At 67.8% G+C, this 12940-nt stretch carries 9 protein-coding genes; 3 read left to right on the top strand and 6 right to left on the bottom strand.

The window, feature by feature from the left end:
* Positions 1 to 215: 215 nt before the first annotated feature.
* Positions 216 to 698, bottom strand: a complete 483-nt coding sequence (locus tag C4J65_RS22680; protein ID WP_115744047.1) for an ATP-binding protein — start codon at positions 696 to 698, stop codon at positions 216 to 218.
* 153 nt (positions 699 to 851) lie between these two features.
* Here C4J65_RS22680 and C4J65_RS22675 point away from each other — a divergent pair, with 153 nt between their 5' ends.
* The 3 genes from C4J65_RS22675 to C4J65_RS22665 all read left to right on the top strand — a co-directional run bounded on the left by C4J65_RS22675 (position 852) and on the right by C4J65_RS22665 (position 2344).
* Positions 852 to 1736: a helix-turn-helix transcriptional regulator gene (locus tag C4J65_RS22675; protein WP_115744046.1), complete on the top strand. Its 885-nt coding sequence runs from the start codon at positions 852 to 854 to the stop codon at positions 1734 to 1736.
* Complete coding sequence (locus tag C4J65_RS22670) at positions 1733 to 1942, top strand: DUF397 domain-containing protein (RefSeq protein ID WP_115744045.1); 210 nt, start codon at positions 1733 to 1735, stop codon at positions 1940 to 1942. Before C4J65_RS22675 ends, C4J65_RS22670 begins: the two co-directional genes overlap by 4 nt.
* A gap of 102 nt (positions 1943 to 2044) precedes the next feature.
* The gene (locus tag C4J65_RS22665) at positions 2045 to 2344 is read left to right on the top strand and encodes an NIPSNAP family protein (RefSeq protein WP_115746583.1); all 300 of its coding nucleotides are present in this window, start codon (positions 2045 to 2047) and stop codon (positions 2342 to 2344) included.
* On the opposite strand, the gene C4J65_RS36765 is transcribed toward C4J65_RS22665, so the two are convergent.
* The 5 genes from C4J65_RS36765 to C4J65_RS22645 form a co-directional block, all read right to left on the bottom strand.
* Positions 2345 to 2953, bottom strand: a complete 609-nt coding sequence (locus C4J65_RS36765) for a WD40 repeat domain-containing protein (RefSeq protein WP_240330493.1) — start codon at positions 2951 to 2953, stop codon at positions 2345 to 2347.
* A complete protein-coding gene (locus tag C4J65_RS22660) occupies positions 2935 to 5793 on the bottom strand; it encodes a WD40 repeat domain-containing protein (RefSeq protein ID WP_240330492.1) in 2859 nt (952 codons plus the stop codon). The genes C4J65_RS36765 and C4J65_RS22660 overlap by 19 nt, the downstream gene beginning before the upstream one ends.
* Before the next feature lie 400 nt (positions 5794 to 6193).
* Positions 6194 to 7792 carry a class I SAM-dependent DNA methyltransferase gene (locus tag C4J65_RS22655; RefSeq protein WP_115744044.1) on the bottom strand — a complete coding sequence of 533 codons (1599 nt, stop codon included), beginning with the start codon at positions 7790 to 7792 and terminating at the stop codon, positions 6194 to 6196.
* Complete coding sequence (locus C4J65_RS22650; RefSeq protein WP_162833295.1) at positions 7789 to 9249, bottom strand: restriction endonuclease subunit S; 1461 nt, start codon at positions 9247 to 9249, stop codon at positions 7789 to 7791. Before C4J65_RS22650 ends, C4J65_RS22655 begins: the two co-directional genes overlap by 4 nt.
* Positions 9246 to 12842, bottom strand: a complete 3597-nt coding sequence (locus tag C4J65_RS22645; RefSeq protein ID WP_240330491.1) for a DEAD/DEAH box helicase family protein — start codon at positions 12840 to 12842, stop codon at positions 9246 to 9248. The genes C4J65_RS22650 and C4J65_RS22645 overlap by 4 nt, the downstream gene beginning before the upstream one ends.
* Between the last annotated feature and the right edge of the window lie 98 nt (positions 12843 to 12940).

Raw genomic sequence — 12940 nt, 5'->3', positions numbered from 1 at the left:
TGGTGAGGCCCTCGCTTTGGGATTCCCGTCCCGGCGGGGGCCGCCTCATGTCTGTCGTGTTGGTGATGGTGCGTTGGGCTGAGCCTCGGGCCTCGATGCCCCGAAAATCCAGCCGGAACGGCGATGTTCACCCGCCCGAGTGAGCACGAGCAGGTGCGGCTACGGGCGGGAGGGTTGGGTTTGGCGGGGGTCCTTTCCCGGAAGTTCTTTGTCTTTCAGTCACCGTCGCCACCGGAGCGCGAGGATTCGGGTTCCGGTGGCGAAAAGCCCAGCTCAGCCCAGACGGTCTTGCGCGGGAACCGTTCCTCGGCCACGCCCCAGCGGTCCGCCAGAGCCTCGACGAGCAGCAGGCCCCTGCCCGACTCCGCGTCCCCGTCCGGCTCCTGCGGTGCGGGCATGCGCTCACCGCATGTGTCCGTGACCTCGACGCGGACCGTCGCACCGATCACGTAGAGCGTGAGCCGGAAGCTGCGGCCCGGAAGCCGACCGTGGGTCGCCGCGTTGGCGGCCAGCTCCGCGACGACATGACTCGCCCGCTCGTACGGCAGCCCCCAACTCCGGAGCGTGTCCACGGCAAGCAGGCGGGCGAGGCGGGCACCGCGCGGGGTGGACGACAGCAGCACGCTGAAGTTCCGGACGGTGCCTGGTGGTTCGGGTCGTGACCTGTGCTCGGCAGTTCCCTGAGTTCGCTGATTCACGTCACCGAGCGTGGCCGACGGGACATACTGAATCGGGTCATTGGTCCGCTACGTAGAGCTACGGTCCAAGGTTCGTCGGGCCGTGTCCAAGCTGTCGAAGCAGCTCGGCAAACCGACCGGAACAGTACGTCGCGCCACAACGGAGGGGCACACATGTCGGTGAGCGATGACGCGGTGCGGGCCGGGACGGAAGCGGAGGGGACGGACGGGCCGGGCTGGGAGGTGGACCCGGACGACGACTGGGCACTGGCCGTGGTGGCCACGGTGGGACGGCAGTTGAGGCTGCGCCGGGAGGCCGCCGGCCTGAGGGTCGGCGACTTCGCAGTGGCCGCCGGATACGGGGCGGACCTCGTTTACAAGATCGAGACGGGCAAGCGGATCCCCCGGCCCGAGTACTTGGACAAGGCGGACGCGGTCCTGGCCGCCGGTGGACTCATCGCGGCGATGCGGGAGGACGTCAAGAAGGTCCGGTATCCGAAGAAGGTTCGGGATCTCGCACAGTTGGAGGGGCGGGCGGTCGAGATCGGAGCGTACGAGTGCAGCAGCATCGCTGGCCTGTTGCAGACACCCGACTACGCGCGTGCCCTCTTCGAAGTACGCCAGCCTCCTTACCCTCCCGAGGAAGTGGAGAGTCTGGTGTCCGCCCGGATGGCGCGGCTGTCCGTCTTCGATCGCTCGCCTTCGCCTTCTCTCAGTTTTGTGCTGGAAGAGTCAACCCTCCGTCGCCGCGTTGGGGGCACAATGGTCAGGAAGCGCCAATTCGAACGCCTGCTGGAAGTGGGGCGGTTCAACAACGTTTCACTGCAAGTCATGCCGATGGACAGCGTCGCCCATCCAGGCATGAGCGGCAGGATCGAGCTGTTGAAGTTCGAGGACGGCACAGCGGTCGGACGCTCCGACGGCGCCTTCAACGGCCGCCCAGCCTCTGATCCAAGGCACCTAAGGATCCTTGAATTGCGATATGGCACGATCCGGGCGCAGGCTCTTCCGCCCGGGGAGACGCTGGCCCTCATCGAGCGAATGCTGGGAGAAGCATGATCCGCAAGGCTTCCGCCAAGGACACCTTGAACCTGGCGTGGTTCAAGAGCAGTTACAGCAGCGGCCCGGAAGGCGACTCCTGCGTCGAGATCGCCACCGAACCCGCCATCGTGCACGTCCGCGACTCGAAGCACCTCGGCGGCCCGCAGCTCGCCTTCGCCCCCGCCGCATGGACCGGCTTCCTGCCGTACGCGGTCGAGGGCTGATGCAGAGGGCTCCCTCCCAGACCGAGAAAGCGAGCCATGCCCAATCGTCCGCACTCAGTCGAACCCTCCCTGAACAGGGAGAATGTCAGGATGATGTCTGCCATGCCCAGGACCACACAGCTGCGTACGTACACCATCCGTGACGGCATGCTCGACGAGTGGGCGGAGCGCTGGCGAGAGGAAATCGTGCCGCTGCGGCTGAAGTTGGGCTTCTCGATCGGTGGGGCGTGGTTGGTCCGCGAGCTCAACCAGTTCGTGTGGTTGATCTCCTACGAGGGCCCCGAGACCTTCCAGGAGCGCAACGCGCTGTACTGGTCTTCGAAGGAGCGTGAGGCGATGAACCTGAACCCGGATGACTATCTCCTCCACACCGACGACTGCACAGTTGAAGAGGTCTACTGATCACGAAGGTTCGAGCGGCAGCATGTAGTGCCGCCGTTCCTCCTCCGTGAGCGTGCGGAAGACCCTCGCCCGCGCAACTGCCTCCAGCCGGTCGAAGTCCGGCTCCGCCGGCCATACCCGGGCCGTCCCGTCGGCAGAGCCGGTCAGTAGCTGTGCACTGTCGTCCGACCACGCCACCGAGGTCACTCTGTCCTGGTGGACGCCGACGACTGCTACCTCCTCAAAGGTGGCCGCGGACCAAACTCGTACGGTGCGGTCGTCAGACCCGGTGGCGACACATCTGCCGTCAGGTGACCAGGCGACAGCGCGGACGCGCCCCTCGTGTCCCCTCAAGACGTCGATGCACCGACCTGTGGCTGCATCCCACACGGCGGCGGTCCAGTCCCCCGAGGCCGTGGCGACGCGCGTCTCGTCCGGAGACCAGCTCACGTCCTCTACATAGTTGTCGTGTCCGCGCAGGACTGTGAGCTGCCGACTGTCGGTGGTGTCCCAGAGCCGACAGGTTCGGTCGTCGGAACAGCTGGCGAGCAGCCGCCCGCCCGGCGCCCAAGCCACGCGGCCCACCCAGTCCTGGTGTTCCTCGAACTTCATCAGTTCGGTACCGTCCACCGCCGCTCGAAAAGCGTATGGCCTGTGCCGTCCACGACCCGGAAGAGCCCGTCATTGGTACTGAGCGCGAGCCGGTCACCGTGCGGTGGGCAAGCCACACTCCACACCCGGTCGTCCAGGCACACGACGGTCCCGGCGGGAGAGCCCGTTCCCGCGTCCCAGACCCGGGCCGTGCCGTCGTTGGAGGCTGTGGCAACACGGCTGCCGTCTCCGGACCACGCGGCTTCGTTCACCGGGCCGCCGTGCCCGTCGACAAGTACGCTCTCGGCGCCGCGCGGACGCAGATCCCACACCATCCCGGTACCGTCGGTCGAGCCGGTCGCGAGCTGAGCGCCGTCGGGCGACCAGGTCACCCCCCACACGGTGTCCGTGTGGCCGCGCAACACCGCCAGGACCTTCGCGTCCTCAGCGCCGACGATACGCACGGTCCGGTCGGAAGAGGCGGAAGCGAGCATCCGGCCGTCCGGGGACCAGGCAAGGTTCCACACGTAGTCGGTGTGGCCGCGCAACAGCAGTCGCAGTTCACCCGTCTCCACGTCCCAGATGCGAGCGGTGTGGTCACCGGAGCCGGTCGCGATACGTCGACCGTCCGGGGACCAGACGATGCCCTCGACGAAGTCCGTGTGCCCGGTCAGGGTCACGGTGGCCGTCCCCGTCGCGCGGTCCCACACGATCACAGTGTGGTCGTGGGAGGCAGTACCGAGAAGCATGCTGTCCGGCGACCAGGCAACGCCCCAGACGTCGTCGCCGTGCCCACGCAGTTCATGCACGAGCCGGCCGGTCCGGGCCTCCCAGACTCGCACCACTCGGTCCCTGAACGTGGCTGCGATGTGCGCCCCGTCAGGCGACCAGGCCACCTGCCTGCCGATGTCTCCGGCCCCGGTCAGCGACCGTACCGGCTCACCGGAGACGGCGTCCCAGATCCGTACGACAAGATCACGACCGACGGTGGCCACCTGGACCGCGTCGGGTGACCAGGTGACGGACTCGACCATCACACCGTCGGACGGCAGGACGACCATGGACCGCCCCGACCGGGCGTCGTAGATCCGGCCCGTGCCGTCCCGGGAGGCCGTTGCCAACAGCCGCCCGTCCGGCGACCAGGCGATGTCACGGACGGTGTCCGTGTGCCCGTCGAGCCGAGTACGCGGATGGCTGACGGCCAGAGCCGCCAGCAGCCCGCGCCTCGCCGAAGGTGTGGGCGTGCACTCACCGAGCGCGGCCAGTGCCAGCAGCAGCGCACGCTCCGGCTCGGCCTCCGCACTGCTGAGTACTTGCTGGCCGATACTGTCGGAGACACGTCTCAGGAAGGCGAGGTCCCGGCGCCGGGAAGCCTCGACAAGCAGTCGCGCGGGTGCTGAAGCCTGCCCGGCCTCCTCCAGGGCTTCGAGCCAGCGCTGGGCCACGGTGAGCCGTTCACCGGTGAGCAGGTAGTCGGCGCTTCGCCCGGCCCGTTCCCAGTCCTCGGCCCACCGCTCCAACTCCGCACGCTCGCGCAGCCGCTCGGCCCGCGCCTCGACGTCCTGCCGCAGCGGCGCCCACTGCCGGAACAGGGCCTCGTGCGTCACTTGCGCGTACGGCTCCTGGCCGGTGGCAAGGTCCCCGCGTGCATCGGACCGCAGCAGCCGAGCGTCGACGAACGCATCCACCACCCGCCGCTCCCGGTCGCTGAGGTCCGACAGTGGCACGTGGCGGCGGGCCACCTCCTGTCCCTCCACAGTGACGAACTTCAGCAACACGCGAAGGACGAAGTCGATGCTGTCCTCTGTACCGAGACCCGCCACGGTGTTGTCGGCCTGCCGCGCCAGAGCGCCCGGCACACCACCGAGCCGCTGGTACAACTCCTCGGTAACCGTGCCGCCGGGACCGGCCACGAAGTAGAGCTCCTGGAGGAGGTAGGCAAGCAGGGGCAGAGCGTCATCGGTGCCCGTCTCCGCGACAATCGTGTCGACCACGCCGGGTGCGAAATCGAGGCCCACCAGGGCGCCTGGGGCCTCAACGACCTCGGCAAGTTGTGCGCGGCCCAGGGAGCCGATCGCGATGGGGTGTTGGAAGAGTTCTGCATGCCCGGTACTGAGAAGTCTTCCCAGGAGGTCCACGCGAAGCGTGGCCAATACCCGGACCGACGGGTCCTGTTCCAGGCAGCAACGCAGGGAATCAAGGAAGTAGGCTCGTTCCCGCTCACCCCCGAGAGTAACGAGTTCCTCGAACTGATCGACGACGAGGAGGGTCCGCCGGAACCTCCCTCCGCGGAGCCGGGCCAGCTCGGTCCGCAGCGAGTCCGGCCCCTGGCGGAGCCGCCGCAGTACGGAGCCGGCCGTCTCCCGCTCTCCTGCGGCGGTCGCAAGGGACGCGGCAAGTGCGCCAAGCGGATTCGGGCCTGGTGAGAAGGGCGGGATGACGGTCCATCGCCGCTCTCTCAGTCGGGGAAGGACACCGGCCCGCACCAGCGAGGATTTGCCACTGCCGGACGCTCCGGCCAGGAGCAACAACCGGTCGGCGGGCCGCGTCTCGGTGGTGTGCAGCCTGCGCGTCAGATCAACGGCCTGCGCCTCCCGGCCGAAGTAGACGGACGCCTCGTCCTCGTCGTAGGCGTCCAAACCCGGATACGGAACCCGGTCACGCGGCCAGTCGGCTTGCGGTGGCGCGGGGTTCTCCAGCCGGTACACCACGACCTGCCCGACCACCATGGCCACCACCAGCAGCCCGATCGCCGGGACCGAGAACCGTTGGATGATCTGAAGCGCCCACGGCGCCTCGTCGGTACTGGTGGCGTAATTGGTGGTGATGCCGAGCAAGCAGGCAACCAACGCCAGCATGATCTGGAGCAGCACCTGCATCCGGTGTCTCATCCGACACCACTCGCATCCGCGTCACTGCCCGCCGACACGCCCTGCCTCCGATCCACCGGCCACAGCGGACCAGCCATCACATCTGCTCGGTTTCGATACCTGCGGGGGAGCCCACACCATCATCTGGCGCGCCGGGTATGCGATCAATGGTGCAGATGAGTTCCGGCCACCAAGCGCAACCGGGCCGTCACTCGCATCGTGCGGCACCTCGCACCGGCTGGTGGCCGCACGATTGCCGGGGGGTGTCACCTCCCGGCCCGGACCGACGGCCAACGACCCGACCTCGGCGGACGAAGAGGAGCGGTCCGTCTCACCACCACTCGCATTCGCCCCAGACGCGTGAGCCGGTTGCCTGCCGTACGCGGTCGAGGGCTGATCCGGTGCCCTCCTACTCGACCTCGGCCTCCGGTACGTCCACGTCGCCGCCCAGGGAGCGGGCGATGGCCGTGAACTCGGTCAGGGCGGACTGGAGGTCTCGAACGATCTCCTCGGCGATCACCTCGGGCGGCAGGTCGCTGTCGGCGTCGTCCAGGGCGGGGTCGCTCATCCACGTGATGTCGAGGTTGACCTTGTCGCGGGCGATCAGGTCGTCGTAGCTGAACTTCCTGAACGGACCGTTCTCGTCCTCGGACTCGACGCGGGAGGAACGAGGCTCGCCCGGCCTGTAGGCCGCCACGAAGTCGTCCAGGTGGGCGCGGGTGAGGGGGCGCTGCTTGAGCGTGAAGTGCTGGCCCGTACGGAAGTCGTACACCCACGTCTCGGTGGTGTGCGGCTTGCCATCGGCACGCGGGGGCTTCTTCTCGAAGAACAGGACGTTCGCCTTGACGCCGCCCGCGTAGAAGATGCCGGTGGGCAGCCGCAGGATGGTGTGCAGGTCGAACTCGTCCAACAGCTTGCGGCGGACCTTCTCGCCCGCGCCGCCCTCGAAGAGGACGTTGTCAGGCAGGACGACGGCGGCACGTCCACCGACGGCCGTGAGCGACATGATGTGTTGCAGGAAGTTGAGCTGCTTGTTGGTGGTCGTGGCGGTGAAGTCGTCCCGGTCGTACTCGGTGTCCTGCTTCTCCGCGTCGCCGTCCTGGCCGATCACGGTGATTGCGGACTTGCGGCCGAAGGGCGGGTTCGCGAGGACGAGGGTGGCGTGCTTGCCGCTGGGCTTGTCGGCGAGGGCGTCTCCGACGGTGATCAGGCTCGGGCCGTCGCTCGTGCCGATGCCGTGGAGGAGCATGTTCATCGCGGCGAGGCGGGCGGTGCCGGTGACGAGTTCGTTGCCCCAGATCTTGCGGCCCTCGTCGTACGCCCTGCGGTCGTCGAGCGACATGGTCTGCATGTGGTGGTCGCGGATGTACGCGTGGGCCGCGATGAGGAAACCGCCGGTGCCGCAGGCAGGGTCAGTGATCGTGTCGTCCGCGCCAGGCTGCATGACGTCGACCATGGCGTCGATGAGGGGCCGGGGCGTGAAGTACTGGCCGGCGCCGGTCTTCGTGTCCGAGGCGCCCTTGGCGAGCAGGCCCTCGTAGGCGTCGCCCTTGAGGTCGGTGCCGGTGACGGTCCAGTCCTCGCGGCCGATCAGCTCGACGACCAGCTTTTCGAGGAGGGCGGGCTTGGTGATCCGGTTCTGGGCCTCGTCGAAGATCGTGCCGATGGTCGTCTCGGGGCGGCTGCCGAGATTCTCGAGGACGGCTCGGTAGTGCTTCTCCAGCTCGGGACCGCGCTTGGTGACGAGGGACTTCCAGTTGTAGCTGGCGGGAACGACGGCGCTCATGTCGCGCCCGTCCCACGTGTCGTTCTCGATCTCGTCGACCATCTTGAGGAAGAGCAGATAGGAGAGCTGCTCGACGTACTCGATGGTGGACATGCCGTTGTCCCGAAGGACGTTGCAGTAGTTCCAGAGCTTGGCGACGAGCGTGTTGGTCTGGGCTACCGCCTTGGCCGTCTTGACGGGCTCGGAGGCGGGCTGCTGAGCATCTGCGGGGGCGGCGGTCACAGCTCGAACTCCTGCTGTACGGCGAGGGCGGGTGAGGATGTCGGTTCGGGGGCAGCCACGTCGGCAGCTCGCTGGGAGGAGGCCTTGGTCGTGGCCTTGCGTGTGCGCTTGGGCTTGGGCTTGGGGGTCGCTGCCCTCTCGGCTGCGATGCGGTCCAGAAGCACGGCAGCGGGCTCCTCAGCGGGGTCCTGCGAGCCCAGTCCTCCGGTGAAAGCTCGCCGCAGCAGAGCCGCCCTCAAGGCATTACCACGCCTCAAGCCGATGCCCACCTGCCGATCCATGGCCGCGATGCCGGTCAAGAGTTCATCGCAGCGCTGGACAAGTTGCTTCTGTACTTCCAGGGGCGGTACTGGAAATTCGACCTTCTTCAAGCGCTTAGCGGACAGATGCGCGATGTTCGTCGTGATGCGCACCTCCCGCATGAACCGCTTTGCGTGCAGATGTCGTCGAAAAACAAGCAGAGCCCATTCCGGGAGCACGTCAGCATTGGCTTTGAAACGCAGCAGACTGTTGGTGAACGCCACGTTCTCGGGAATTCCTCGGTAGAGAGCTGGCCGCCCTACGAGGTGAGGGCTCTGCCCCTCATTGAGGAGAACATCCCCGGACTCTAGTCGGTACCTCTCCCAGATCCCTGAGAAGTCCATCTCCATGACATCCGTGGTGTCGATCCGGTCTTCGAAGACGTTGGCAACCCGCAAGTACGGGCGCACGTCGGGGCCGTGATGCCAGTCAGGGTGCCGCGCACGCCCGAGCTCAAGGGTTCCCGCACCTTCCACGGTCGTCATCCGCCAGGATTCCGGTACCTCATCAGGCACCGTTGAGACCAGGACTCTCTTCCGCAGCCCTTCAAGACGGCGACGGGCCTGGCGCAGCGTGGCGCCGCCCGAATCGATGCGCGAGAGCTGCTCTTCCAGCGCCTCGACGATCCGGTGCTGCTCCGCGAGCGGCGGCAGCGGAACCGGGATGTCCCTCATAGCAGCCATGCCCAAGCGGGGCCGCCCGACCCCCTTGATCAAGGAACCCGCATACGCGCGCGTCTGTGGAGCCAGCAGGGCGTAATAGACCCACTTGGTCAGAACGCCTGGATGCAGCCTTGCTCGGATGACGTCAGCCTTCACGATGGCGGGATCGTCGAGCTTCGGAACAATAGCGACGCGCGGCAGAGTCTCGCCCAACGAGGCCAGGAGCAAGTCCCCTTCGATGGCTTCATGGGCCCGCAGGCTCTCGAAGTGTTCGAGGCTGATATAGGCACGCTCGTCTCGAAACTCCCCGTCGCCCACATTCTGGAGCCGAATGACACGCGCGCCCGAAGCCGTGTAGTGAGCCGACTTCAAGTTCGATCCGAACGGACCGTCTGTTATCGCACGAGGCTCACAGGCAAGAAGATCCTGCAAGATACTCCAAGCCCAGCCCGTCGGAAGCTCCCGCCCCCCGCTCACGTCGCCGTTCTCGCTCAAGCCAATTCCTGATTCAGCTCATCCAGCAATTCCAACGCCCGGTTCTTGTCCCCGAACGCCCGCATGAAGCCCCTGCCGCCACCGCGCTCCGAGAACGGGGCGACGGCGAAGTCGCCGGGCTCCACACCCACGTCGACGGCGATGGCGTTCTTTATCCGCTCCAGCCACCACAGCTGGTCCTCGGTGAACTCCACGCCCGCCTGTCGCTGACGCAGCAGCCAGCCCTCGAAGCGCTGCTCGACCACCGTACGGTACGGCTTCAGCTCGTCGTCCGCTCCCAGCTCGAATCGGATGAGCCGCACCAGATCGCCCAGGCCCGCTTCCTTGCCGGGGCTTGTCGCCGCCCTGCCGACCTGTTCGTACAGGTCCCACAGAACCTCTGTCGTCCAGGAACGATTCGTCGCCCGGATGCGGCCGGTGAGCTCCCTGAGCGCGGCCCGTGCCTCGCGGGGCGCGACCCGGGCTCCGCTGCCCAGCGCGATGCGGATCGCCGCGTTCTCGTCCCGCTGCTCCCGCTCCAGCAGGGAGTTCCACTCGGCGAGTTCCTTGGTCGCCCGCTCCGCCATGGGAATCTCGCGCACCTCGGTGACCGTCACCTCGGTGGTCTCGTCGTACGTCAAGTCCTGCTGGTGGCGGATCTCCAGGATCAGCTTGCGCAGCGCGGGCCGGGTGGTGAGCGGGGCGATCGCGTCGTGGACGAGTTGCTGCGCCAGTTCGGGGCCGCCCTCGTGCCGGGCGCGGTCCTGCGTGTCGACGTCCACCGCATCCGTGATGCGGCGGGACAGGTCTGCGAGGCTCGCTCCACCGGACGCCTCGGCCAGGAGGTCCCGTTCGTCCTTGCCGAGCTGGCGGTCGATGCGGGCCAGGCGCCGGGCCAGGGTCTCCGCCTCGTCGACAGTGAGGGAGCGGGTGCCCGCCTTGTCGAGAAGCTTGGCCAGCGGGATGCCGCGCTGAGCCCCGGCCGGGATCAGGGGGCGGGCGTCGACCAGCGGGGAGTCGGTGACGCCGACCGCGTCGACGAGGACGAAGCGGTCCTTCCTGAGGTCGGGCGCCGCCTCGGGGGTGACCGCCTTCAGCTCGTCCGCGTCGATGGAACGGGCTCCTCGGCCCTTCATCTGCTCGAACATCACCGGGCTCTTCACCGGCCGCAGGAAGATCACGCACTCCAGTGGCTTGACGTCCGTGCCCGTGGCAATCATGTCGACAGTCACCGCGACCCGCAGCCGAGGCGAGTTGCGCAGGTCGTTGATGAGCTTCTCGGGGTCGTCGCCGTTGTCGCGGGACCGGTAGGTGATCTTCTTGGCGAACTCGTCGCCCCGTCCGAAGATCTGCTTGACCTGCTTGAGCACCTCGTCGGCGTGATCGTCGTACGGGCCGGCGAAGATCAGGGTCTTGGGGAGGTCGGCGCGCCCCGGGAACCAGCGCTTCCAGTTGTCGCGGTAGACGGTCAGGACCGCACGGACCTCGTCCTCCGTGATGACCGTGCGGCCGATCTGCGGGGCGGTGTAAGTGAAGTCCTCGTCGAGTTCCTCGTACCGCTGGGCGCGGGTCTGGCGGTCGCGGATGCGGACCGTCGTACCGGCCTCGATCTTCGCGACGACGTTCCCGTCCCGCAGGTCGGTCACGATGCGCGCGATGTCGAAGTCGACGTTGACGCCGTCGGCGACCGCCTGTTCGAAGGTGTAGCGGGAGACCTCGTTGTGGTCGAAGAAGCCCTTGGTCTGGCGAGTGGGGGTGGCGGTGAGACCAACGAGGTGGGCGTCGAAGTAGTCGAGGACGCCGCGCCACAGGCCGTAGATGGAGCGGTGGCACTCGTCGACGACGATCACGTCGAAGGACTCGACGGGGACATCGGGGTTGTACTCGACTGTGATCGGCTCGTCGGTCACGTAGGAGTCGTCGAGGGGCGAGGCGGCGTCGTCCTCCAAGTCCTGGCTTTGAGCCCCGTCGTCCAGCGGGTCGCCCTTGAGGAGGGCGTACATCCGCTGGATCGTCGAGATGACCACCGAGGAGGTTTCCTGGAGGCCGCCCCGGCCCAGCATGTCGACGTTGTAGAGATCGGTGAGCTTCCGGTTCTCGTCGGGGGTGCGGTACTTGTCGAACTCCGCGCGGGCCTGGCGGCCGAGGTTGTTGCGGTCGACGAGGAAAAGGATGCGGCGGGCGCCCGCGTGGCGGAGCAGGCGGTAGGTCTCGGTGACGGCCGTGAACGTCTTTCCGGCGCCCGTCGCCATCTGGATGAGGGCGCGTGGCTGGTCCGCGGCCAGGGAGGACTCCAGGCCCGTGATCGCCTCGACCTGGGCCATGCGCAGGCCGTGGGTCTCCAGTAGGGGCATGGCGGTGCGCAGGGCCGCTCGGAAGGTGGGCGCGTCGGGGTGTTCGTCGGCGTACCGGATCCAGGCGGCGAGGGTCTCGGGGCGATGGAAGGAGAAGACCTCGCGGGAACGGGCGTCCGGGTCGATCCGGTTAAGGAAGTAGGACTCGGTGCCGGTGGTGGCGTAGCGGAAGGCGAACGGCTCGTGGCGACGCCAGACCGCCATAGCGTGTTCCTTGATCACACCCGCTGCGTACCGCTCATTCTGAGCGAGGGCCCCCTCCAGCGGTGTGCCCTCGCGTTTGGCCTCGATGACGCCGACGATCTTCCCAGCGACGTAGAGGACGTAGTCGGCGCGGCCGGTGGCGAGGGTGAACTCGCGGATCGCGACGCCGATACCCGCCAGCGGGTTGGCGTCCGCCTTGTCCTGGATCAGCCAGCCCGCCCGGGTGAGCATCGCGTCGATCTTCTCGCGTGCCTGCACCTCGTTGAGCGGGGCGGGACGCTGGGCGCGCTCCACGATGGCGTCGCGGGCCGTGGCGGCGACCGGGCGGGGGCTCAGGCGTTCCCGGTCGTAGCGCTGCTGGTGCGCTGCCCTCAACTCGGTGACCTGCGCCCGCAACGCGTCGACCTGCGCGGCGGCAGCCGCCTTGGCCTGCTCGGCATGGGCGATGATCCGCTCGGCCTCGGCGCGGGCGCGGCGCTCCGCCTCCAGGCGGTCTCCTGCCTCCGCCAGCTTCACGCGGGACTCGGCGAGGGTGCGCCGGTGGCCGTCCAGCGCCTCGCGCAGTTCGGCGATCTCCCTCGGATCGGTGTGCGGGGTCTCGGCGGGGAGGCTGGGTGGCACGAAGGCGGTAACGGCACGGGGGCCGTCCATGGCCCGGTCGAACAGGTCGCCGAGCTGCCAGCACAGCTTCAGGGCCTCCAGGGCCATGGTGGTGTCGAAGAGGTGATGATGCGCCGCCTCGTTGCGGCCCCGGCGCAGCCGGTGGAAGGCGTCGCGGCTCCAGCCGACGAGGACACCGGCGCGGGTGAGGGCGTTGATGCGGTCGACCTGGTTCGTTCCCTCGACGCGTGTGCCCGTCCGCGTGACGAACTCCTCGGCGAGCACCTCACCGAACTGGCCCGCGCTGACGTAGGCGGCGTTGGGGTTGGTGAAGACCGTGAGTTCGGCCTGGGATCCGTAGATGGCGAGCAGCGGTTGATGCCCGTAGAGCCGCCCGAAGTTCGGGGACGCCTTGGCCAGCTCCCGAAGCCGTCTGTCCACGCCGTCGTCATCCACGCGCCACACCTCGCCCCTCGTTCTTGCCCCAGCACGCCAAGCTTACGAAGCCCGCGCGCAGAAGGCGGTCGAACAGGACACCCGAGGGGAATCGCTGC

It is taken from the genome of Streptomyces sp. CB09001 (assembly GCF_003369795.1).
Taxonomy (GTDB): Bacteria; Actinomycetota; Actinomycetes; order Streptomycetales; family Streptomycetaceae; genus Streptomyces.
Note: the sequence above shows the minus strand (reverse complement) of the source record. Positions and strands in the feature narration are given on the sequence as shown.